The organism is Streptomyces sp. NPDC089919 (genome assembly GCF_040684615.1).
Lineage (GTDB): Bacteria > Actinomycetota > Actinomycetes > Streptomycetales > Streptomycetaceae > Streptomyces.
Window position 1 is genome coordinate 1 of sequence record NZ_JBFBGK010000064.1, and the last position, 21,493, is coordinate 21,493.

At 71.3% G+C, this 21,493-nt stretch carries 20 protein-coding genes, 1 tRNA gene and 1 pseudogene; 12 read left to right on the plus strand and 10 right to left on the minus strand.

Translation table 11 applies throughout. The features are described 5' to 3' along the window. Window positions 1-257: 257 nt before the first annotated feature. The gene (locus AB0O40_RS23760) at window positions 258-662 is read right to left on the minus strand and encodes a nuclear transport factor 2 family protein (RefSeq protein ID WP_365045163.1); all 405 of its coding nucleotides are present in this window, start codon (window positions 660-662) and stop codon (window positions 258-260) included. A 105-nt stretch (window positions 663-767) separates the two neighbouring features. Between AB0O40_RS23760 and AB0O40_RS23765 the strand changes: the two genes are divergently transcribed. Further along, window positions 768-1,292 (plus strand): GNAT family N-acetyltransferase, encoded by a 525-nt coding sequence (locus tag AB0O40_RS23765; protein WP_365045165.1) that lies wholly within the window; start codon window positions 768-770, stop codon window positions 1,290-1,292. 12 nt (window positions 1,293-1,304) lie between these two features. Here the strand turns inward: AB0O40_RS23765 and AB0O40_RS23770 are convergent, their stop codons facing one another. After that, window positions 1,305-3,353 carry an MDR family MFS transporter gene (locus AB0O40_RS23770; RefSeq protein ID WP_365045167.1) on the minus strand — a complete coding sequence of 683 codons (2,049 nt, stop codon included), beginning with the start codon at window positions 3,351-3,353 and terminating at the stop codon, window positions 1,305-1,307. A gap of 232 nt (window positions 3,354-3,585) precedes the next feature. Here AB0O40_RS23770 and AB0O40_RS23775 point away from each other — a divergent pair, with 232 nt between their 5' ends. Both AB0O40_RS23775 and AB0O40_RS23780 read left to right on the plus strand, forming a co-directional pair. Next, window positions 3,586-4,590, plus strand: a complete 1,005-nt coding sequence (locus tag AB0O40_RS23775) for a peptidoglycan-binding domain-containing protein (RefSeq protein WP_365045169.1) — start codon at window positions 3,586-3,588, stop codon at window positions 4,588-4,590. A 245-nt stretch (window positions 4,591-4,835) separates the two neighbouring features. Then, window positions 4,836-5,537 (plus strand): HAD-IA family hydrolase, encoded by a 702-nt coding sequence (locus AB0O40_RS23780; protein WP_365045171.1) that lies wholly within the window; start codon window positions 4,836-4,838, stop codon window positions 5,535-5,537. A 122-nt stretch (window positions 5,538-5,659) separates the two neighbouring features. Here AB0O40_RS23780 and AB0O40_RS23785 read toward each other — a convergent pair whose 3' ends face one another. Beyond that, window positions 5,660-6,241, minus strand: a complete 582-nt coding sequence (locus tag AB0O40_RS23785) for a TMEM165/GDT1 family protein (RefSeq protein ID WP_365045173.1) — start codon at window positions 6,239-6,241, stop codon at window positions 5,660-5,662. A gap of 655 nt (window positions 6,242-6,896) precedes the next feature. Between AB0O40_RS23785 and AB0O40_RS23790 the strand changes: the two genes are divergently transcribed. The 4 genes from AB0O40_RS23790 to AB0O40_RS23805 all read left to right on the plus strand — a co-directional run bounded on the left by AB0O40_RS23790 (window position 6,897) and on the right by AB0O40_RS23805 (window position 11,204). Next, window positions 6,897-7,538: an HNH endonuclease family protein gene (locus tag AB0O40_RS23790; protein ID WP_365045175.1), complete on the plus strand. Its 642-nt coding sequence runs from the start codon at window positions 6,897-6,899 to the stop codon at window positions 7,536-7,538. 95 nt (window positions 7,539-7,633) lie between these two features. Beyond that, the gene (locus AB0O40_RS23795) at window positions 7,634-9,607 is read left to right on the plus strand and encodes an alkaline phosphatase D family protein (RefSeq protein WP_365045177.1); all 1,974 of its coding nucleotides are present in this window, start codon (window positions 7,634-7,636) and stop codon (window positions 9,605-9,607) included. Between the two features lie 209 nt (window positions 9,608-9,816). Then, window positions 9,817-10,446, plus strand: coding sequence for a VTT domain-containing protein (locus AB0O40_RS23800; protein ID WP_365045179.1), 630 nt, complete (start codon window positions 9,817-9,819; stop codon window positions 10,444-10,446). A gap of 212 nt (window positions 10,447-10,658) precedes the next feature. Beyond that, complete coding sequence (locus AB0O40_RS23805) at window positions 10,659-11,204, plus strand: hypothetical protein (protein ID WP_365045181.1); 546 nt, start codon at window positions 10,659-10,661, stop codon at window positions 11,202-11,204. 159 nt (window positions 11,205-11,363) lie between these two features. Here AB0O40_RS23805 and AB0O40_RS23810 read toward each other — a convergent pair whose 3' ends face one another. The 6 genes from AB0O40_RS23810 to AB0O40_RS23835 form a co-directional block, all read right to left on the minus strand. After that, a complete protein-coding gene (locus AB0O40_RS23810; protein WP_365045183.1) occupies window positions 11,364-11,606 on the minus strand; it encodes a DUF2277 domain-containing protein in 243 nt (80 codons plus the stop codon). A gap of 93 nt (window positions 11,607-11,699) precedes the next feature. Continuing rightward, window positions 11,700-12,416 (minus strand): hypothetical protein, encoded by a 717-nt coding sequence (locus AB0O40_RS23815; RefSeq protein WP_365045185.1) that lies wholly within the window; start codon window positions 12,414-12,416, stop codon window positions 11,700-11,702. A gap of 2 nt (window positions 12,417-12,418) precedes the next feature. Then, window positions 12,419-13,051 carry a bifunctional 4-hydroxy-2-oxoglutarate aldolase/2-dehydro-3-deoxy-phosphogluconate aldolase gene (locus AB0O40_RS23820; RefSeq protein WP_365045187.1) on the minus strand — a complete coding sequence of 211 codons (633 nt, stop codon included), beginning with the start codon at window positions 13,049-13,051 and terminating at the stop codon, window positions 12,419-12,421. Window positions 13,052-13,076: 25 nt separating this feature from the next. After that, entirely contained in the window at window positions 13,077-13,778 is a 702-nt protein-coding gene (locus AB0O40_RS23825) for an FCD domain-containing protein (protein ID WP_365045189.1), read from the minus strand. Window positions 13,779-13,966: 188 nt separating this feature from the next. Continuing rightward, a complete protein-coding gene (locus AB0O40_RS23830; protein WP_365045191.1) occupies window positions 13,967-14,533 on the minus strand; it encodes a DUF4383 domain-containing protein in 567 nt (188 codons plus the stop codon). A gap of 472 nt (window positions 14,534-15,005) precedes the next feature. Continuing rightward, window positions 15,006-16,280, minus strand: a complete 1,275-nt coding sequence (locus AB0O40_RS23835; RefSeq protein ID WP_365045194.1) for a hypothetical protein — start codon at window positions 16,278-16,280, stop codon at window positions 15,006-15,008. 65 nt (window positions 16,281-16,345) lie between these two features. Here AB0O40_RS23835 and AB0O40_RS23840 point away from each other — a divergent pair. Then, a tRNA-Val gene (locus tag AB0O40_RS23840) sits at window positions 16,346-16,420 on the plus strand. 80 nt (window positions 16,421-16,500) lie between these two features. Here the strand turns inward: AB0O40_RS23840 and AB0O40_RS23845 are convergent. Further along, window positions 16,501-16,872: pseudogene (locus AB0O40_RS23845) on the minus strand (tyrosine-type recombinase/integrase); the annotation flags it as partial. 658 nt (window positions 16,873-17,530) lie between these two features. Between AB0O40_RS23845 and AB0O40_RS23850 the strand changes: the two are divergent. The 4 genes from AB0O40_RS23850 (at window position 17,531) to AB0O40_RS23865 (ending at window position 21,444) form a co-directional block, all read left to right on the plus strand. After that, on the plus strand, window positions 17,531-18,667 hold the full coding sequence (locus tag AB0O40_RS23850) for a hypothetical protein (protein WP_365045197.1): 1,137 nt from the start codon (window positions 17,531-17,533) through the stop codon (window positions 18,665-18,667). Window positions 18,668-19,158: 491 nt separating this feature from the next. Beyond that, window positions 19,159-19,950, plus strand: a complete 792-nt coding sequence (locus tag AB0O40_RS23855; protein ID WP_365045199.1) for a hypothetical protein — start codon at window positions 19,159-19,161, stop codon at window positions 19,948-19,950. Between the two features lie 114 nt (window positions 19,951-20,064). Further along, window positions 20,065-20,451 carry a hypothetical protein gene (locus AB0O40_RS23860; RefSeq protein ID WP_365045202.1) on the plus strand — a complete coding sequence of 129 codons (387 nt, stop codon included), beginning with the start codon at window positions 20,065-20,067 and terminating at the stop codon, window positions 20,449-20,451. A 321-nt stretch (window positions 20,452-20,772) separates the two neighbouring features. Then, window positions 20,773-21,444, plus strand: a complete 672-nt coding sequence (locus tag AB0O40_RS23865) for a DUF3223 domain-containing protein (RefSeq protein WP_365045205.1) — start codon at window positions 20,773-20,775, stop codon at window positions 21,442-21,444. Window positions 21,445-21,493 lie beyond the last annotated feature (49 nt).

Sequence of the window (21,493 nt, forward strand, 5' to 3'; positions counted from 1 at the left end):
CGGTCGGGATGTGTGGGGAGCGCCGCTTGACGGGGGTGGCAGGCTGGTCCGGAGGCAGGCCCGGGCCTGGGATGGCCCGGAGGGCCACGGCGAAGCCGCTCGTCCCAGGGGTGGGCCTGCCGCAGGGCCTGCAGGCCGCCCCCGTCAAGCGGCGCGGGGACCCGCACCTCCCGACCGACCACCGTCCTCCCCTATGGCCCGGCGCCCGGCGCCCGGCGCCCGGCGCCCGGCGCCCGGCGCCCGCGGCACTCACCTCGTCACGCCGCCGGCCCCCAAAACGCATCCTCCTCGTCGATGTCCTCCGTGCACTGGTCGATGTCGGTGATCTTGCCGCCGACGATCGTGAAGAACAGCCCCTCGCGGATCTCGATGCCCCGGTCCCCGCGGTCCGCCCGCAGGGTGTGGAAGGACATGACGTGCCCGCGGCCGTCCGCGAGGACGGACTCGACCTGGACCTGGATGGTCCCGTCGGTCTCCGTGCCGAGCCCGCGGTAGAGGTCGAGGACCGCCTCCCGGCCCTTGTGGTGGCCCGAGAAGAGGCTGTTGCCGGGCACGTGGTGGATGACGTCCGCGGTCATGATCGCGGCGAGGGAGTCCATGTCCCCCGTGGAGAAGGCCTGGTAGCCGCGGCGCACGAGGGCCGCGTCCGGATGCTCCGACATGGCGGTTCACACCCTTCAATCGCTTGATCGGCTTTGTCCTATCATCCGCCCGTGGCTGTGGATAATCCACGCGGGCAGTCGGCGGGATGCGGCCATCATGGCCGCATGAACACGAACAGCGATGTACAGACAGGGACGGGGACGGCACCTTCGCGGTGGACGGTCGTCCCCGAGTCCTTCACCACCGCCGACGCGATCGCGCTGCGCCGCGACTACTTCGCCGAAGTGGCCGGCCGGTACTGGGAGCGGGAGGCCACCGAAGCCGAGATCGACCAGGGCCTCGCCGAGGACCCGGCCACCGACCTGCTCCCGCCCACCGGCGAGTTCTTCGTCGGCCGGTACGGCGACAGCCCGGCCGCCTGCGCCGGCATCCGGCGGCTCGACGACCGTACGGCCGAGCTGACGCGGGTGTACGTCCGCCCGGCGCTGCGCGGCACGGGCGGCGGCGCGGCCCTGCTCGCGGCCGTCGAGGACGCCGCCCGGGGCATGGGCGCGGAGCGCATACGCCTGGACACGCGCTCGGACCTGGTGGAGGCCCGAGCCCTCTATACGCGGCACGGCTACGCCGAGATACCCGCGTACAACTCCGGCCCGTACGCCCAGCACTGGTTCGAGAAGAAGCTCGTCTGACGGCGCCGCCGGTCAGTGGGCCGCGTGGTCCCGGCGGGGCAGGGTGTCGTAGGGCTCCTCGGCGTCCGATCCGCACAGCTCGTGGTTGAGCTCTTCGACCAGCTTGACCAGGTCGGTGGGCCGGTCCGGGCCCCACCAGTCGCCCAGCAGCTCCGCCAGCGACTCCTGCCGGGCGGCGGCCAGCCGCACGGCCGCCGCCCGCCCCTGGTCGGTGAGCACCAGATCCAGTCCCTCGCGCGCGGCCAGCCCGCGCTCCTCCACCTGCCGGGCACCCTCCGTGATCGCGTGCAGCGGCACGGCGGTGCGTTCGGCGAGTACCGCGGGCTCCACGGACCCGTACTTCTTCATCCGCAGCAGCATCCAGCTGCTGGCGGGCAGCAGGTCGAAGCCCGCTTTCACGGTGATCTTCTCGTAGATGTGCTTGCGTCCCTCGCGCGTGCCCAGCACGGACAGCGCGCGGGCCACCTCGTCGTGGGAGGAGCGCTGGACGGGGTTGGAGGCCAGCGTCTCGCTGACGTCGGGGGCGGTGACGGAGGCGCGCAGCTTGTCCTCCTTGAGGAACCACGCGACGAGGAAGGCCAGCAGCACGACCGGCACGGCATAGAGGAAGACGTCGGTGATCGAGCTGGCGTAGGCGTCCAGGGCCGTCGGGCGCAGGGCGGGTGGCAGCAGGCCGATGGACCGGGGGTCGGCCTCCAGCTGCGCGGCCCCGGCGCCGGGCGGCAGCTGTTGGCCGGCCAGAGCCTTGCTGAGCTTGTCGTCGAGGCGGTTGGTGAAGACGGTGCCGAAGATGGCCACGCCGAAGGAGGCGCCGATGGAGCGGAAGAAGGTCGCGCCCGAGGTGGCGACGCCGAGGTCGGCGTAGCTGACGGAGTTCTGCACCACCAGTACCAACACCTGCATGACCAGGCCGAGCCCGAAGCCGAAGACGAAGAAGTAGAGGCTCATCTCCCAGGTGGAGCTGGTGCGTTCCAGCTGGTGCAGCAGCAGGAGGCCGACGGCGGTGACACCCGTGCCGGCGATGGGGAAGACCTTCCACCGCCCGGTCCGGCTGACGATCTGCCCGGAGGCCGTGGAGGAGATGAGCATGCCGAGCACCATCGGCAGCATGTGGACACCGGACATGGTGGGCGAGATGCCCTGGACGACCTGGAGGAAGGTGGGCAGGTAGACCATCGCACCGAACATCGCGAAGCCGATGATGAAGCTGATCACCGAGCAGAGGGTGAAGGTGCGGATGGCGAAGAGCTTGAGCGGGAGCACGGGCTCCACGGCCCGTCGTTCGACGAGGACGAACGCCACCAGCAGGACCACGCCGAGCACGGCCAGCCCGATGATCATGGGCGAGGTCCAGCCCCAGCTGCCGCCGAGCGAGGCGACCAGCACGAGACAGGTGGCGACCGATGCGATCAGGAAGGTGCCGAGGTAGTCGATGGTGTGCCGTTCGCTGCGCACCGGGATGTGCAGGACGGCCGCGATGACCAACAGGGCGACGATGCCGATGGGGAGGTTGATGTAGAAGACCCAGCGCCAGCTGAGGTGGTCCACGAAGAGCCCGCCGAGCAGCGGGCCGAGCACGCTGGTGGCGCCGAAGACCGCGCCGAACAGACCCTGGTACTTGCCGCGTTCGCGCGGCGGCACGATGTCGCCGACGATCGCCATGGACAGCACGATCAGCCCGCCGCCGCCCAGGCCCTGGAGGGCGCGGAAGCCGATGAGCTGGGGCATGTTCTGGGCCAGGCCGCACAGTGCGGAGCCGATCAGGAAGAGCACGATCGCGCCCTGGAAGAGCTTCTTGCGGCCGTACTGGTCGCCGAGCTTCCCCCAGAGCGGGGTGGCCGCCGTGGAGGCCAGCATGTAGGCGGTGACCACCCAGGACAGGTGCTCCATACCGCCGAGGTCGCTGACGATGGTCGGCAGCGCGGTGGAGACGATGGTCTGGTCGAGCGCGGCGATCAGCAGACCCAGCAAAAGGGCGCCGATGGCCACGAGCACGTTCCGTTCGGCGTGCTCCGGGCCGGAACCGGGATCCACCGGTGTGGCCGTCACTTCCTGAGCCATGGACTCCTCCTCAGGGCCGATCACAACCTCCATCCTCGGGCGTGTGGCCGGTTATGGCCTGTTGGGCGGCTTGGGCGGATCCCGCCGGATCTGCATAATCGCTGGCAGTTGCCTGGGAGGGGATCCATCAGTGAGCGCTGAGCGCTGTCCGGTTTGCAGTGCTGCCCAGGGCGGCTGCGCATGCTCCCCGCCCGCCGGTTTCCACCCACTGCGGATCCGGCCCTACCTGGCGATGCCCGCCGCCGAGGCCCCGGCGGACCCGGCGCCCGGACCCCGCCTCCTGGGAGTGGTCCAGCCCCAGGACCCCGCCTGGGCGGGCGCCCCCGCCGGGGACGCCCCGACCGCGCTCCTGCCCCCGGTCCCGCCGGGCGGCCCCTCCTACCCGGGGCCGACGTACGAAACCCCCGCGCCCGGGGTCGCGTACGACGAACAGGCCGGCCCGGACCACGGCCACGACGGGCCGCTTGCCGGTGAGCACGCCTACGCGGGGCAGGGGGCGGAGGGATACGGGTACGCGGGGCAGGGGGCGGAGGGATACGGGTACGCGGGGCATCCGGCGGGCCCGGAGACGGCCGAGCTGCGGCCGGTGGAGCTGGGCGGGATATCCGGCGGCGGGCGGGCCGGCCGGCGGCGCGAGGGGCGGCGGGGGCCGGGGCTGCCCCTGGTGGTCGGTGCGGCGGCGGTGGCGGTGATCGGCGTGGGCGTACTGACGGCCGGACTGCTCGGGGACGACGGCCCGAGCGACCGCGCCCTGCCCGACCCGAAGCTCTCGGCTCCCGCGATCACCGGCGCCCCCGAGGGCCCCACCACCGGCCCGACCGCCCCCGCGGAACTGCCCGCACCGGGCCGTACCGGCGACGACGCCGGCGAGAGCCGGCAGGACGGCGGGGCGACCGGTGCCCCGACCCCCACCGCCACCGGTGACCCCGGCACCGGGCCCTCCCCGACGGCCCCGAGCACCGCCCCGGAGCCGACCCCGACCCGCACCCGCGCCACCCCGCCCGCGACCACCGCCCCCACGCTGGGCCCTGGCGATTCGGGGGCGGAGGTGCTGGAACTCCAGGAGCGGCTGGCCGAGTTCAGGTACTACTCCGGTCCGCTGAACGGCAAGTACGTCCACAAGCTCGGGGATGCGGTCGCCCGGTTCCAGCGGGACGTCGGCATCCGTGACGACCCGGAGGGCGTCTACGGCCCGGCCACCCGCCGGATCCTGGAACACGTCACCCACGAGCCCTGATCCCGCCAGCCCGCCCGGCGGCGCCGCGCCCGCGCCTGGGCCGACCCCCTCCGTCGCCCCACCCCGCCCCCGACCCCCCTCCCCCGCCCCCGCTCCCGCGTGGAGTGACGTACGCGACGGAAGGGGCAGTGGCGCAGACGGCCTCATGTTTTGTATCGTGAAGAAACAAAGTGGTTCCGTCCGCACTCCCTGACCGGTGGACGGAACCACTTGTTCTCTTCGTCCAGACCTCTGGAGCCCCCGTCATGCCGGCCCCCGCCGAAGCCGAAGCCGTCCCCGCCGAGCAGGTCGTCCTGACCGCCAAGGCCCTCCTGCTGGACATGGACGGCACGATCGTCAACTCGGACGCGGTGGTCGAGCGCTGCTGGCGGGACTGGGCCGAGCGGCACGGGCTGGACCCGCACGAGGCCATGAAGGTGGTGCACGGCCGCCAGGGCTACGCCACCATGGCGCTCCTGCTGCCGGACCGCCCGATGGAGCAGAACCACGCCGACAACGCCGTGATGCTCGCCCGGGAGACGGCCGACACCGACGGCGTGGTGCCGGTCGCCGGCGCCCCCGCCTTCATGGCCGCCCTCGGCGACCTTCCGCACGCCCTGGTGACCTCGGCCGACGAGGCGCTGGCCACCGCCCGGATGACCGCCTCGCGGCTGCCGATGCCGCAGGTTCGGGTCACCGCCGAGCGGGTCAGCGCCAGCAAGCCGCACCCGGAGGGCTTCATCAAGGGCGCCGCCGAGCTGGGCGTGGACCCGGCCGACTGCATCGTCTTCGAGGACTCCGCCGCCGGCATCGCAGCCGGCCGGGCGGCCGGCATGCGCGTGGTCGGCATCGGCCCCCGCGCGGGCGCCCACACCCCCACCGTGCACGCCGCCGACCTGACGGCCGTCCACGTCACCGCCACCCCCGACGGCGCGATCCGCCTGACCGTCACCCCCGCCGCGGCCTGACCTCCGCCGCACCCTGCGGGGTACGCCCCGTACCGAGGCCGCGTCCGGCGCGCCCCGGGGGCGCGCCCGTACACACGAAAGCGCCGGGTCCCGCTCACGCGGGGCCCGGCGCTTCGCCGTGATCAGCCCGCGATCGCCTCGTACAGGCTGAAGACCGCCAGGGCGGCCATCACGCAGGCCGCGATCTTCGTGATCAGCCGCAGCGGGACCCGCTTCATCAAGGTGCGGCCGCCGAGGATGCCCAGTCCCGCCACCGCCCAGAGCGCCAGCACCGCGCCGATGCCGACCGAGACCGGGTCGTCGTACCGGGCGGCGAGGTTGGCGGTCATGATCTGCGTGAGGTCGCCGAACTCCGCGACCAGGATGAGCATGAAGCCCGCTCCGGAGACCTTCCAGAAGGACTGGTCCTCGGGCGCCTTGACGGACTCCTCGCCGTCGTCCTTCTTCAGCAGCAGCATGGCCGCGCCGATCAGGAAGAGCACGCCGACGAAGGCCTGCACCAGCCGGTGCGGCAGCAGCGTGAGCACGCTGCCGGCCGCGATGGCCAGGGCGACGTGCACGGCGAAGGCCGCCGCGACCCCGGCGAAGACGTAGGAGGCGCGGTAGCGGGTGCCCAGCATGAGTCCGGCGAGGGCCGTCTTGTCGGGGAGCTCGGCGAGGAAGACAACGCCGAAGGCGATCGCCAGGATGCTGAAGCTGATCACGGGGTGAAACCTCAATCGGTCGGGGCGGGATGCCGCCGGGCCGAGAGACCGGGCCGTTCAGGCCGTTTCCGGGGTCGCTTCGGCTCGACAGCGACCCGTACGGAGATGGACGTACGTACCGGAACACTGCGGCCGAAGGTCTCGCTGGCCGACCGCGCCGTGATCCGACGGCGGCCTGCCTCCGGGCGCCGGCTGGGCGAGCCCAGCAGTATGTCGACGGTCCGGCGAAGAGCTACTCCCCTTCTGCTCGGTCCACGATACGCGAGCCCCGGCACCGGCAAGCAGGGACTTTGGTCCTGAACCGGACATCGCGTGCGCCATCTCACGCCCGGAGCACCGACCCGCCTCCGGAGCGCCGCTCCGCACGCCGAGCGCCGACCACCGACGAGAGCGCTGCTCACCGTCCGGAGCCCCGCCCGCCGTCTGGCCGCAGGGCGTCCCCCCGAAGCACTCCAGACCCTCCCACCCCAGGGCAAACCTCCCGACAGAGCGTCAACTTCCGGCCAACAGAGGCCCGTTAACCGCCTTGTTGTGACGTGCCCATGTCGCCACCCTGTTACCTGGCGCCCACCCTCACGCAACCCCGCGCCGCCACGCTGACCTGCGGCCCCCACAAGGGGCCGGTCGGCCAGAACCCCCGCCTCAAGGAGCCCTCATGCCCGGTGTCTACGCGCGTCGACTCAGCCTCTGTACGGCCGCCGCCGCCCTCGCCGTCACCGCCCTCGTCAACGCTCCGGCCGCCCAGGCCGCCCCGCCCGCCCCCATCAGCGCCGCCGCCGCCCGCGCCTACCTGGCCACCGTCACCCCGCAGGCCGAGGGCTCCCTCAGCGGCTACAGCCGCACCCTCTTCCCGCACTGGATCACCCAGTCCGGCACCTGCAACACCCGTGAGGTCGTCCTCAAGCGCGACGGTTCGAACGTCGTCACCGACTCCAGCTGCGCCGCCGTCAGCGGCTCCTGGTACTCCGCCTACGACGGCGCCACCTGGACCGCCGCGTCGGACCTGGACATCGACCACGTCGTGCCGCTCGCCGAGTCCTGGCGTTCGGGCAGCAGCTCCTGGACCACCGCCAAGCGCCAGCAGTTCGCCAACGACCTGACCCGCCCGCAGCTGATAGCCGTGACGGACAACGTCAACCAGGCCAAGGGCGACTCCGACCCGGCCCACTGGATGCCGTCGCTGAGCTCCTACCGCTGCACCTACGCGCGGATGTGGGTGGACGTGAAGCAGTACTGGGGCCTGAGCATGGACTCCGCCGAGAAGACCGCCCTGGTCAACACCCTCAACGGCTGCTGATCCAGACCTGATCGACGCTCCCGGCCGGTTCGGGAACCACGCTCCCCCTCTCCGTCGTACCTTGTCCCGAGGGGCCACGGACGAGGGGGAGCCGCGTGACCGCACTGGTGCTGGGACCACTGCTGCGCTACGTCGACTGGACGGCCTGCGACACGGCCACGGTGTGGGTCGAGTCCGCCCGCCCGGCCACGGTCGAGGTGCGCTGCGCCGACGGCGCGGGCGGCACCGCCCACACCTTCCACGTGTCCGGCCACCACTACGCCTTGGTACCGGTGACCGGGCTGACCCCGGGCAGCACCACCTCCTACGAGGTGCTGATCGAGGGCCGGCAGGTGTGGCCGCTGCCCGACAGCCCCTTCCCCGCCAGCACCATCACCACGCCGGCCGTCACCGTCCCGGGCCGGCCCGCGCCCCCGGTCCGGGTCACCTTCGGCTCCTGCCGGCAGGCCGCCCCGCCCGCCGCCGGGAAGGGCCCGCACGGCCCCGACGCGCTGGACGCCCTGGCCTCCCGGCTGGCGGCGGCCGCCCTCGGGGAGCCGGCGCCCGGGACCTCCGCGGCGGCCGGCCCCGACGAGCCGGTCAGCGGTCCCGACGGCCGCCCCGGCGAACCGACGAGCGGCCCCGACGGCCGCCCCGACGGCCGCCCCGACGTCCTGCTCCTCCTCGGCGACCAGGTGTACGCCGACCAGCTCTCGCGGGCGACCCGCGACTGGCTGGCCACCCGCCGCGACCTGCGCGAGGCACCCGGCGCGCAGGTGGCGGACTACGACGAGTTCACCCGGCTCTACCGCGAGTCCTGGCGCGATCCCGAGGTGCGCTGGCTGCTGTCCACCGTCCCCAGCTGCATGATCTTCGACGACCACGACCTGTCGGACGACTGGAACACCAGCGCCGCCTGGGTCGCGCAGATGCGGGCCACGCCCTGGTGGGGCGAGCTGGTGGTGAGCGGGCTCATGGCGTACTGGGTCCACCAGCACCTGGGCAACCTCTCCCCCGCCGAACTGGCCGCGGATCCGGTGTACTCGGCCGTCACCGCGGCGGCCGACGGCACAGAGGAGCTGCGCCGGTTCGTGGCGGCCGCGGACGCCGACCCGGCCTCGGTGCGCTGGAGTTACCGGCGCGACTTCGGCCGGACCAGGCTCCTGATGGTGGACACCCGGGCGGCGCGGGTGCTGACGGAGGGCGCCCGGGCCATGCTCGACCCCGACGAGCAGGCCTGGGTACGCCAGAACGCCCTGGACGGGCACGGGAGTTACGACCACCTGCTGATCGGCTCCTCGCTGCCCTGGCTGCTGCCGCCGCTGATCCACGACGCGGAGACCTGGGACGCAGCGCTGTGCGCGGGGGTGCGCGGCCCGCGCTGGGCCGCGATCGGGGAGGACCTGCGGCGGCGCAGCGACCTGGAGCACTGGGCGGCCTTCCCCGCCTCCTTCAGGGCGCTCAGCGATCTGGTGGAGGAGGTGGCCACCGGGCCGAGGGCGCCGGCGACGGTCCTGGTGCTCTCGGGGGACGTGCACCACGCGTACGTGGCGGAGCCCCGGCTGCCCACCTCGTCCGCGGTCCTCCAGCTCACCTGCTCGCCGGTGCACAACTCGGTGCACGGGGCGGTGAACATGGGATTCCGGTTCGGCTGGTCGCGGGCCGGCCGCTGGGTGGGCCGGCTGCTCAGCCGGCACGGGCGGACCGGGCGCCCGCACCTGACCTGGCGCCGGACCGGCGGGCCCTGGTTCGGGAACCAGCTGATGAGCCTGGCCCTGACCGGCCGCTCGGCCCGGCTGCGGCTGGACCAGGCCCGGCCGGCCCGGCGCCGGCGGCCGGAGCGCCTGGTCACCGTCCTCGACCGGCTGCTCACCCCGCCGGACCCGGACCTCCCCGGGCTGCCCGGACGACTGGACGCGGCCCCGCTGCCCGATCTGCCCGGGCCCCGGGTGGAGGCAACGCCCGGCGGCTCTGGTGCGTCTGATGTGACTGATGGGCCTGATGTAGCTGATGGGGCCGAGGCGTCTGGCATGAGTGATGTACCTGGTGCGGGTGGTGCGGCTGAGGTTCGCGGGAGTGGCCGGCCGTGAATTGAGCCCGGGCGGGCGGGGATCGGGCCGGGGGCCCCGTCCGGGGCAGGTGGCGGGCCGCTGACACGTGGCCACCGAGCGGCCCTGCGCGTACGGCGGACGAACTCCACGCGTACGCTGTATGGCTGTCAAGCCGCTCCTGCCGCCTCCCCCGCGACATCGCGGCATGTCGCCCGAAGATCATGAAACCGGAGCCGGGGAGTCCTGTTTTGCTTGAGAGTCTGGGGTCGTTGACCTCGAGCCCGTGGATCTATGCCCTGGTGGCGCTCTCCGTGCTGCTGGACGTCTTCCTCCCGGTCCTGCCCAGCGGCGTCCTGGTCATCACCGCCGCCGCGGCGGCCGCGGCCGCGGGGGCGGCGGTGGGTGCCGGGGCCCCGGTGCCGCCGGCCGGACCGGACCTCGTGGTGCTCCTCCTCTGCGCGGCGACCGCCTCCGTCCTGGGCGACCTGGCCGCCTACCGGGTGGCGAGCCGCGGCGGCCTGCTGGACCGGGCCATCGCCCGCTCCCGCCGCCTGAGCCGCGCCCAGCAGCGCCTGGGCCGGGCCCTGGGCCAGGGCGGCGGCGCCCTGGTGGTGGTCGCGCGGTTCGCCCCGGCGGGCCGCTCGGTGGTCTCCCTCGCCGCGGGCGCGGCCCAACGCGGCATCCGGACGTTCCTGCCCTGGTCGGCCCTGGCGGGCGTGGCCTGGGCCGGCTACAGCGTCGCCCTCGGCTACTTCGGCACCCAGTGGCTCGGCGCCACCTGGCTGGGCACGGCGGTCTCCGTCGTCGCCCTCTTCGCAGCGGGCGCCCTCGCGGCGTTCCTGCTGAGGCGGCCGGAGGGGGACGCGGCGGCGGTCTAGGGGTCCGTACCGACGTGCGGGCCGCTGCGCCATCGCCCAGCGCGACACGCCGGGCGGCTCCCCCGGGCGGCGGAGTTTGCTCACCCGTTCACTCGGTCCCGATCGCCCCGCGGGGCGCGGGCTCCTAGCGTCCAAGCAACGCACCGCGCGACCGAACACGCGTCAGTTCCACGGCTTGGCCGCGCCGTTCCCGAGGAGCCCGAGGAGTTCCCATGCCCACCCGACGTCTCAAGCGCGTCGCGGCCGCCGCCGTACTGACCGCGGTCACCGCCCTGCCGTTCACCCTGGCCACGGCCGCGGCGGCCAATGACCGCGACGACCGCTGGGAGAGCGACGACGGCGGTCGCTACGACCACGGGGACCACGGCTCCGGCCACCCCTCCGGCACCGTCTCGCCCAGTTCCGTCGCGCCAGGTGGCTCAGTGAGGCTCCGCTTGGAGAACTGCGGCAGCAGCACCGGAACCGCGACCTCCACCGCCTTCGGCACAGTGACGCTGACCCCCGGCAATCCCCCGCCCTACGCCACCGTCTTCCGCACCATCACCCCCGGCTCACACCCGGTCACCTTCCAGTGCGGCGGACGGAGCACCACCGCCCCCCTGACGGTCGCCGCCGGCCCCGCACGGGGCGGCCTCGGCGGCAGCGTGGGACAGATCAGCCCCGGGCAGATCGCGATGGGCGGCGCCCTGGTGGCGGGCGCCCTCGGCACCGGCGTCTGGATCCTCCGCCGTCGCGGCAGCACGAACCCCACCGCCTGACCGTCCCGCCCCTCCCTGCCGACCGTCGAACGCCGGCGGGGCCGGAAGCGCCCCGGCGCCTTCCGGCCCCGCCGGCGTTCGAGGCGCTGGGGGCGGGGGGAGGAGCCCCGGCGGCGGCACCCCCGGGCCGGGCCCGAGCCGCCGGGGGTCCCGCCCGGACTACCCCGCCGCCGCCTCCGCGGGAGCCGGCCTGGCCCCGCGTACCTCGAGGTGTTCCAGCAGGTCCCGGGTGGCCTCGGCGACCGCCTCGACGGCCCGCTCGAACACCTCCTGGTTGTGCGCCGCGGGGGCGCGGAAGCCCGACACCTTCCGGACGTACTGCAGGGCGGCGGCGTGCATCTCCTCCTCCGTGGCCTTCTCGGGGATGGCTGGCGGACGCAAGGTCTTGATACTGCGGCACATACTCCGAGTATCCCGCCGCCCGCACGGACGCGGGCGGCGACGGGAGGACCGGGGGAGCCGGGCGCCGTCCCGGGCCGGCTCCCCCGGGGCCTGTCAGGCCGCCGCCGGTCCCGCGGCGGCCGGGCCGGCGCCCGCACGGGCCAGCCGGGTCGCGGCCGGGGCCCCGGCCAGCAGCGCGGCGAGGTAGCCGGGCACCGAGAGGGCGCCCGCGCCCCGGTGCACCGCCCCCTCGTCGTCGTACAGCACCAGGTCCCCTCGTACGGCCGGCCCGTCCCGGCCCACCAGGACCTCGCCCACGCCCAGCGCCCGCAGCTCGGCCACCGGATCGGCGCTCCCCGGGGCGCAGAGCCGTAGCCCGGCGTCCGTGGTGACCAGGGCGTCCACCCGCGGCAGCCAGCCGCGCAGCAGCCGTGCCGTCTCGTCCCGGGCCCAGGGGTCGGGCCGCCGTACGGCCTCCAGGCAGACCAGCACGGAGTGCTCCCCCGCCAGCCGCAGGGCCAGCTCGGCCGCCGCCCGCGCCCCGGGCCCCTGCTCGGGGCCGGGCACCGTCAGGTGCAGCAGCCCCGGCGGATCCGCGGCGAAGCCCCGCACCAGCTCGTACGCCAGCACCCCGCCCCCGTCGGCGTACGCGGAGCAGGTACCGGCGCAGCCGCAGCGGGCGCCCCCGCCACCGGGCCACCCCGTACCGGAGGCGTCAGCAGGACCGGCGGACCCGCACCCCCCGGCCCACCGCACCCCGTGCCCCAGCCCCGCCAACCGCAGCGCCAGCTCCGGCGTGCCGAAGGTCAGTACCGTCGTCGACCCGCCCATGGTCAGCACACCGCCCGCAGCGAGGCCCTGAACTCCGCGGCGCGCCGCCGCAGTTCGTGCAGGTCCCCGCCGTCCGCCGCGTCGCCGACCAGGGGCGCGCCGACGCTGACGGCCGTGGCGCCCGACTCCAGGTACTCGGCGGCGCCGGCCGGGTCCGCCCCGGCCGCCGCCACCGGCACGAAGACCAGCTCCGGGAAGGGCGCGCGCAGCGCCCGCAGGTAGGCGGGCCCACCCACCGAGCCCGGGAACAGCTTCAGCGCCGCCGCCCCGGCCCGGCCGGCCTCGGCCACCTCGCCCGCCGTGGACACCCCGGCCAGCACCGGCAGGCCCTGCCGCACCGACTCGGCGACGCCCCGGCCGAGGCCGGGCGTGGCCAGCAGGTTGGCCCCCGCGTCGGCGGCGCGCTGGGCGTCCTCGGCGGTGAGCACCGTCCCGGCGCCCAGCCAGGCCTCCTCACCCAGGGCCCGGCGGGCGCGTTCGATGACCTCCAGCGCCGCGGTACCGCTGAGCGAGACCTCGACCAGCGGAACCCCTTCCTCCACCAAGGTCATCACCGTACGGAACGACGCTTCGGGGTCCTTCCCGCGCACGGTGACGACCAGCCGCTCCACCCGCAGGGCAGCGGTGAACTCCATGACCACTCCTCCCGGCCCGGCCCCGTCAGGGGTTGTGCCGCTGGGCGACGTCGAGCAGTTCCAGGACCGACATGTAGGCGCCGTCCGGGTCCTCGTTCCGGATCTCCTTGACCACGGCCGCGTGGATGCCGACCGGGTCCTCGAAGGCCTGGGCATGGAGTTTGCGATCGCGTTCGATGAGCGGCGGGATGATCACGCGGCGCATCTGGAGGAAGAAGTGGTTGTGGGAGGCGGCGAGCAGCGCCGAGTGGAAGGCCGCGTCGGCCTCGGCGTGCAGGTCCGGGTCCCGGCCGGCGACGGCCATGTCGAAGAGGGCGTCCTCGAGGGCCGACAGGTCGGCGTCGGTGGCGCGTTCGGCGGCCAGCGAGGCCGCGGCCGGCTCGACGGACCGGCGCAGTTCGAGCAGGTCGGCGTAGAAGTCGCGGGGCGGGTCGGCCTCGAGCTTCCAGCGCAGTACGTCGGCGTCGAGGAGGTTCCACTCCCCCATCGGTCGCACGAAGGTGCCGCGCTTCTGGCGGGCGTCCAACAGCCCCTTGGCGGTGAGGACTTTGACCGCCTCGCGCAGTACGGTCTGGCTCACGCCGAGCTCGTCCATCAGGCCGGGCATCTCCAGGACCGCACCCTCGGCGTAGGTCCCGTCGAAGATCTTGCGCGCCACGCCCTCGACCGCGGTCCGGTGGATCCCGCGGCCGGCGTAGGCGGCGCCGGTGGCGTCTGTCAACGTCATGACTTCCTGTCTCCCTGACACGCCCCCTGACGGGTAAAGATTTGCACAAGTAATAGTAAATAAGCAAAACCCCCGGTCAGCGGGCTACCGGGGGTACGGGCAGCCGGCACGGCGGCTACCGGGGGTACGGGTGGGGGCGGGGCCGGGGGCGGGGGCGACGCGGGCCTCCGGCGCGCGGCCGGGGCCGCTCAGAGGCGGCGGCCCGCCAGCGACCGCATCTCGGGAGTGGCCCGCCGGTCCTCGCGGGCGGCCTGCTCGGGGTGGCGGGCGCGCCAGTACGGGTTGTCGTGCGGCAGGGCGCTGCCGACCCGCCCGTACATCCCGAACCACATCAGCATCACGCCGACGACGAAGCTGAACAGCACGTTCTGGATCTTGAAGGCGAGGAAGTTCAGGCCGGTGTCGAGCAGGGCGAGGTTGAGGAAGCCGCTCGCGACGAAGCCGACGCCGAGGACGATGTTGAGGGTGGAGGCCAGGTTGCCGCCGACGACCATGCCACCGAAGAGCAGCAGCCCGACGCAGATCGACAACACGCTCAGCGCGCCGTTGGTGTTGAGGCCGAGGACCCGGTCGCCGCCGGTGTCGAAGAAGCCGATGCGGTCCGTCAGGCCGAGGACGCCGAAGCAGAGCAGCAGCAGTCCGGTGAGGCCGGCCCCGACCCGGTAGACGCTGCTCAGCTTGTGGTCGACGGGCAGGTGTTCGTCCAGCCGCGCGCCGACCGGCCGGCGGATGCGATGCGTCGTTCCAGCAGCCACCACGACCTCCTACGCCGGCCCCCGGACCCGGACCCTCCCCCGCCCCTCCAGCATCCGCCGCCGCACGCCGGACGACAACCGCCGGCCGGGACCGGCGCCAGGCGTACGACACCCAGCGCGGCGACCGCCAAGGAGTTGGCCGGCCCCGGCGTCCGCACCGGGGACGCACGCCGTCCCGCGCCGGGTGCCCCCGCGATCGCGGGACGGACGGCGCGGGCACCGCGGGACGCGGCCGCGGGGCGTACGAGGACCACGGCCGGAGGCGGCCACTGCCACGGCACGAGGGCGACTCCGCGGGCCTGCCGCCGGGACGGCTGCTGACCGGGCGAATACCCGCGGGCGGGCGGCCACCGGGCCCGCGGCCACCGGACACAGCGGGCGGGCGCAACCGGCGGGCGTAGTCGGCGGGCGTAGTCGGCGGGCGTAGTCGGCGGGCGCAGCCCGCCAGGGCGCGGGCGCACCCGCCAAGGGGTCACCGCTGGCGGCGGATCTCCCCCACGACCCCCGCCACGACCCCGCGGACCGCCTCGGTCTCGCGGAGGAAGGCCCAGTAGTCCGGGTGCACGGCGTCCAGGGCCGCCACCGCCCGCTCCAGCCGCAGCACCGCCTCGTCCAGCGGCCGGGCGTGCCGGGGATCGGGCACGCTGCGGCCCTCCATGGCCAGCCGCTGTGCGTCCCGGATGGCGAAGCGGGTCCGCTGGATCTCCTCCTGCGGGTCCTCGGCCACGGCGGAGAGCGCCCGCAGCCGGTCGCCGGCGGCCGACACCGCCTCGTCGACGGAGTCGAGCAGCGCCCGTACCGTCGCGAACGACGCCGTCGCATCGGCCCAGCGCTGCTCCTCCCGGGCCCGGCCGGCCGCCGCCAGCTGCTCCTCGGCCCGGCGCACGCTCTCGTCGGCCTGCTCGGGGACCTTCTGGAGGTCCTGCCAGCAGGCCGCGCTGAAACGGCGGCGCAGTTCGCTGAGCACCGGGTCGACCCGGTCGGCGCGGTTGCGCAGGGCCTGGGCGCGGGTCCGCAGCGACACCAGGCGGCGGTCCATCTCGGCGGCCCGCTCGGGCAGCCGCTCGGCCTCGGCCCGGATCGTCTCGGCGTCCCGCAGGATGCGGTCGGCCCGCTGGACGGTCTCCTGCACGCCGTGCTGGGCGGCACCCTGGTTGAGCTTGGTCAGCTCGGGGCCGAGCGCGGCCAGCCGGGCCGCCAGATCATCCGCTCTCATCCCGGACGCCCGCACCGCGTCGAGAGCATCGCTCGCTCCCAGGAGCGCCGCTCTCGCCCGCTCCCTGGCCGGCGCCACCCGCGCCAACTGACTCGCCGCGTTCTGCAACAGCGGCTCCAGCCCCTGCGCGAACCGGTCCAGCTCGCCCTTGACCCGCCCCAGCTCGTCCCGGGCCCGCTCCAGCTCGCCCCGGGCCCGCGCCGCGACCCCCGCCTCGAGCTCCGGGCGGTCCAGGTCGTACCGGTCCACGGTCTCGATGTACTGACCCGACACCTGGTCGATCCGCTGCCCGAGCGCCCCGAACCCGTCCTGCGCCTGCCGCGCCGCCGCCGACCCGTCGGCCGCCGCGATCGTCTCCATGGAGATCCGCAGATCCCGCTGAGCGGTGTCCAGCTCGTAGAAGGCGGCCGCGGCCGCATCCTTGGCGGCCTGCGCCTCGGCCCGTCGGCTCTCGTCCCGCCCACCGAACCACCGCCGGGATGTAGCCGTCACTGTCCCTCTCCCGTACCGCGTCCGCCATGCCCGGTCCATTCTCCCCCACACGAACGGGTTTGCGTCAGGGGTCCGCCCCCCATGTAGGCTGTCCCTTCATCCACGGGTGCGTAGCTCAGGGGTAGAGCGCTGCTCTTACAAAGCAGATGTCGGCGGTTCGAAACCGTCCGCGCCCACCAGGGAAAAGGCCCCCAGCCGATCTTGGCTGGGGGCCTTTGACAACTATTTTTGACAACAACGGCGCCGGATTACGGCCGCATCAGCGGCGGGGTTCCCGCCCGAGCAGCCGGTCCATCTGCCCGACCGCTTCCCTCTGCGTCTCCTGCACCACGTGCGCGTACACGTTCATGGTCACGGCGATCTGCGAGTGCCCCAGGATCTCCATCACGACGCGGGGCGGGACGCCAGCGGCGGTGAGCAGCGTCGCCGTCCCGTGCCGCGCATCATGCAGCCGGATCACCCGCAGCCCGGCCGTACTCGCCACCCGCGTGAAGGACCGGTACAGGTTCCGCGGCTCGATCGGCCGCCCGGTACGAGTGGTGAACACGTACCCGGTCTCGACCCACCCCTCCCCCGCCTTCTCCATCACGGCCGCCTGCCTCATCCGCTGCCACCGCAACGGCGCGACGCAGAACGGATCCTGCCGTTGCCCGGTCTCGAACGAGCCCTGGGCTGCCCGCACATCAGTGACTACATCTTCTGGGACACAGACCCGGAGCCGACGGCCGAAAGGGTCGTAGACCGAGCCTTGGCTTACAAGCCAATCGTCCTCAGACCACCCCAGCCGCCCTGCGGTAAGACTTTCCCTACTTCATCAAGGCACCCCCGCCGCGCACGGCGCGGCGCGCGCGGCCCGTCGCCCGGGCCTGCGCTCCTGTCTCCGCCCCGCTCCAGCCCGGCCGCCGTCCGCACGCCTACGGCTCGGATAGATGGCGGGAAACCCACTGCGGCTGGGGCGGCCGGCTCCACGGCTTTACCCACCTCCCCGGTTCGGGTCCCGCGTCGAGCAAGACCAGGGGGCCACTCGATCACATTGCGGTCAGGTCCAAAGACCTGACCGAGTTGCCAACTAGCGTACGGCCCCCTGATCATGCTCGACCCCAAACCGGGCAGGACACCGGCCAAAGCCGCTCCACCGACCTGGACTGCAACGCACAGCAGCAAGTTTCTTGCTCAACCAGCTTGCGGCCACTCTGCCGAGGGAAGAGAGTAGGCCAACCAGGCAGGCATGTCGGTGTCCGCTGGTACCTTGTGACGCCTCGACGCGCCGGTGAGGGATGGGTTCAGATATGGAGAGCAGCGAAGGTGAATACTTTGCGTTCTTGTCGCTGACCGGTGACCGATTTGATGCCCCCGGAATGCCCGTCGAGACAGCACGCGAGGTCGGCTTCTTGCGCGAAGCCATTCTGAAGATCGCAAGGGATATCTGGCTCGAAGGGAACTCGGACCGCCAGCGGGTACCCAGCGGCTTCAACGAATCCTTTGATCTCCGCCTCATTGCCGTAGAGAGCGGAAGTGCACGACCTCGAATGCTACTTCATCGCCCTTCGAGGAGAGCATCTGACGAAGAGTGGTCAGAATGGTCTGACTGTTACGCGCGGGCGCGGGACAGACTGACGGAAACTCTACAAAATGTCGCAGAGACGCAGCAGACGTCCATTAATTTTTCGCCGGGCGTCATGCAGGCTATCCGACGCGTTGGTTCGAGTCTTCACGATTCCGAGACCATGATCCTGGGCGACCCCGTAAAAGAGACACATCGCGCAGTAATCGATCACGCGGTACGCGAACTCCTGGAAGAAATCGAAGAACTCGCCCCCACCCCCGAGCAAGCCCAGGTGGAGGGAGTGATCGTCGAGTATGACGGGTCCAGCCTCAGCTTCCGGGTCAAGACGAGGGCGGGAATCTCAACGTGTCGCCTAGATCCCGACCATCCCGAGCTGGCCGGACAGGCCAAAGAATACCTGGCAGCTGACGGAATCACAGCGCCAGACGTTGTCGTGGAAGGCGTTACGACTGACGCGCTGGCCAAGAATCCGAAATTGGTCAGTGTTGCGAGAATCACCCTCCTTAGATCAATCGAAGAGAAGGAAATCCTCGCCCGGCTAGACCATATCGCCGGCCTCGAAGTCGGATGGCTTGGCATGGATAGCGTGGCACCAGGACCGGAAGTGCTAGAAAAAGTCCGAAGGCTTGTGCCACATATCGCCCGCTTGGGTGTTCCAGTCGCAGTAATTCCAAACGCCGAGGGTGCCATTGTTCTTGAATGGCGGCGAGGCGATTCGGAGATGACGGCGGCAATTGAACACGACAATGAACTTTTTCTCTGCGTCGACAACACCGTCACGGACGACCTGCAAGAGAAGCAATTGGAATTTGAAGAGACCGCGCTTGTCAAGTTCCTCACGAGCGGGAGTATGAATTGACCGAATATCAAGAATCTCCCCTCATTGCCGACCTGAAAGAAACTCTCTTCAGGCAGGTCCACCCTTCCCAGTTCCTTGTCGACACGCCGTCAAGTGAGGCATTTGTTCCATCCGAGCGAGACAAGTATCTGCTTTCGACTTTGCGTGAACGCGTGGGGCCAGAGGAGGCCCATCGCCGCTGGACCGAGGACATGCAAATGAAATCGGTAGGCACGTTCGGAATATCTGTCGGGGAGATAAACTCTCACGGCCTCACAGCGATCGATGACGCCGCCGCTAGCGCTCAGGCAGACCACGCGTCTGTCGACTTCACGGCTGTGTCCAGCAAGGGAAAGAGAAAGCAGATCGGCCGGCAGCTTAGAGATGCCGCAATGGCTCGCGGATGCCTCTTTCACCCGTAGCCGACTTCGCCGAGCGTTGCAAGCCAGGCGCCAACGCAACTGCACAGCAAGGGTGGCCTCTTGTCGCGGTGCCGGCGTAGAGTCCGCCGCGTGCGCTACGGACCGAAGATGTTACCCCCGCCCCCTGGAACATTCGCCAGCGAGAAGGATCTATCCTCATTTGTCCTAAGCAAAATGGACCAGTGGTTCCACGTCGAAGAGCAGGTCTCTGGCCAGTACTGGACCGGCGAGCGCACGCGCATAGACGCCGTGCTGAAGCCTCGTGATCCAGAACCATGGCTCGACCCTGACCCTGCGTTCGGCGTCGAGTTCAAGCACCTCTTTCCAAACTCCAGCGTGAGCGATCGATACGGATGGGTTGATCAAGCAGTCAGCTACACCCATTGCAACTGGGAGGGGTACGGAAGGCTTGCGATCTTCCTGTGCCCTTCTCCCCTTTCTCAGCTCCTAGCCAGGGCAGATTCCATCGAGAGTGCCCGCCAACGACGGATCAGTCCTGACCTGCTCGATCAGGAGAAAGATCGTGTCCGTCAGTATGGACGAAGCTTCGACAAGGAGTACTCCGATGCATACGTCGAGCGAACAGCCCTGGAGGCCCACCGACGCCGGATCGGGGAGATGACTTATGAGGAGTTCGTCGCTCGCGCTGACGGATACGCAAATGCTGAGGAGCGACAGCGCGAACATGACCTCCGCGTCGCCGACGAGCTGACACACCTGCTCGGACAGCTTAACGTTGGTGAGCTTATGCCCCACGAGGGCACCGGATGGATGCTCACCCGGTCGGGAGAGCGACTGTGGAGCGAAAGGCACGGCGTGACAGGCCGCCGATGCAGCCTCCTTCCGAGGATCGGCTCCCAAAGGCGACCAAAGAGCCGATGATGGTGGCGGCGGCCTATTCGTGGGCCAAGGTCTGACAGTTTGACGCCTCTGCCTAGCCCTGTTTCCTTGATCCTCATAGGCTTCCGACTCAACGACACACCAGGGGAGGGTGCAGTGGCTGATCTTCAAGAGACCGCTGAAGCGTGTGAGGACGAGGGCGGGCTGATGCAAGACAACTTGGGGCGCCTGCGGACAGCACTGGGGTTCGACAGGCTCGGCAAGCATGTCCTCGGCTCCATCGCTCGCAAGCTCGAAGCATCGGGTCTCGGGTACTTCCCACTCACTGTCCTCGATCCTCGATGCAATACAGAACCACGCAAGGAGCAGCAGGTGTGGGTGTACACCCGAGACGGAAGCGAGCGTGCCCGCATCTTGGACGCTGTGCTGCGCCCCAATTCAAACAACGTACGCAGCACTCTGGACGGGCTGGTGAGTGGCGACTACTCGGCGCTCACTGCGGAAGAGAAGCTTCGCGAAGTCCAGAAGATCATCAACGCCTGAGGGTACGACGCATGGTGCGGCACGGAGCAGGGCATCCCGTGCCGCACCATGCCAAATGTGGCGGAAGCCGCGGGAGAACATAGGTGCCAGAGAGGCCATGCAGCCCGTGCCGGCTTGAGAGAAGCTGACCTGACAGCCCTCCCGGTCTCTCAAGTGCTGATCGCTCGAGGCACCTCAACTCCCTGAGCCCAAGCGGTCAACCTCCAGCAGGTACTGGCGCAAACCCAGCGCCCCCCTTGCCCAGTTCGGTCGTGTCCGCCACACACGCGAACGCCGGCGACCAGACTTCCCCTGAAGCTTTCGGCGATGAGGGGTGGGCCTGTGGCGCGGTTGGAATACCTGATCAATGGTGAGCACTTCCGGACGCAGAAATCCTTACGGGAGCGGGTACAGGGGATCATGAACTCCTACCGCTACGACGAGATAGTTGGCGAGAGCGACGAAGAATTCCTGCGGGACCTGATCACCCGCCACCCCGACTACGAGGAGAAGGCGGGGGTGGGGGTCGGCGGATTCATGGTGGTGCGGACCGAGTGGAACAACCGCGGGCTGATGCTTCTGCGGATCGATGGCTCCGAGATCGATATCTCATGGTTGGAGTGCCTTAAAGCGACTCCACACGGCCAGCAGGTACGTGGGTGCCTACGGCGGGCGGTCAAGGATCAGGTCATCGCGCACGTCACTGACGCCTTCGCGCACGGTCCGGTGGTGTGCGCCGTCACAGGAGACAGCATCGGCTCCGCACGTGACGCGGACGTGGACCACCACAAGCCAGTGTTCGAGGAACTGGCCGCAGGCTTCATCCAAGAGCACGGCGGCTTGGAGGCGTTCGTCATCGCCCCAGACAATGCGGCCGGGTTCTCAGTTGCCGAGCTGCAAGACACTGCGCTCGTCAACGACTGGCAGGAGTACCACCGCAAGCACGCAAAGCTGCGCGTCGTTACCAAGCATGCCAACCGGTCCATACTCCGCCGGAAGGCCCCCGCCGAATGACGGCCACCACATGACGCCGCATTGCTACAAACAAGGTCCCTCAGACGCG

What these genes read in the sequence shown, in the direction of transcription:
- AB0O40_RS23760 (WP_365045163.1), bottom strand. Translation starts at nt 662, where the DNA reads ATGTCGGAGCATCCGGACGCGGCCCTCGTGCGCCGCGGCTACCAGGCC.
- AB0O40_RS23765 (WP_365045165.1), top strand. Translation starts at nt 768, where the DNA reads ATGAACACGAACAGCGATGTACAGACAGGGACGGGGACGGCACCTTCG.
- AB0O40_RS23770 (WP_365045167.1), bottom strand. Translation starts at nt 3,353, where the DNA reads ATGGCTCAGGAAGTGACGGCCACACCGGTGGATCCCGGTTCCGGCCCG.
- AB0O40_RS23775 (WP_365045169.1), top strand. Translation starts at nt 3,586, where the DNA reads ATGCCCGCCGCCGAGGCCCCGGCGGACCCGGCGCCCGGACCCCGCCTC.
- AB0O40_RS23780 (WP_365045171.1), top strand. Translation starts at nt 4,836, where the DNA reads ATGCCGGCCCCCGCCGAAGCCGAAGCCGTCCCCGCCGAGCAGGTCGTC.
- AB0O40_RS23790 (WP_365045175.1), top strand. Translation starts at nt 6,897, where the DNA reads ATGCCCGGTGTCTACGCGCGTCGACTCAGCCTCTGTACGGCCGCCGCC.
- AB0O40_RS23805 (WP_365045181.1), top strand. Translation starts at nt 10,659, where the DNA reads ATGCCCACCCGACGTCTCAAGCGCGTCGCGGCCGCCGCCGTACTGACC.
- AB0O40_RS23810 (WP_365045183.1), bottom strand. Translation starts at nt 11,606, where the DNA reads ATGTGCCGCAGTATCAAGACCTTGCGTCCGCCAGCCATCCCCGAGAAG.
- AB0O40_RS23815 (WP_365045185.1), bottom strand. Translation starts at nt 12,416, where the DNA reads ATGGGCGGGTCGACGACGGTACTGACCTTCGGCACGCCGGAGCTGGCG.
- AB0O40_RS23820 (WP_365045187.1), bottom strand. Translation starts at nt 13,051, where the DNA reads ATGGAGTTCACCGCTGCCCTGCGGGTGGAGCGGCTGGTCGTCACCGTG.
- AB0O40_RS23825 (WP_365045189.1), bottom strand. Translation starts at nt 13,778, where the DNA reads ATGACGTTGACAGACGCCACCGGCGCCGCCTACGCCGGCCGCGGGATC.
- AB0O40_RS23835 (WP_365045194.1), bottom strand. Translation starts at nt 16,280, where the DNA reads ATGGACCGGGCATGGCGGACGCGGTACGGGAGAGGGACAGTGACGGCT.
- AB0O40_RS23850 (WP_365045197.1), top strand. Translation starts at nt 17,531, where the DNA reads ATGGAGAGCAGCGAAGGTGAATACTTTGCGTTCTTGTCGCTGACCGGT.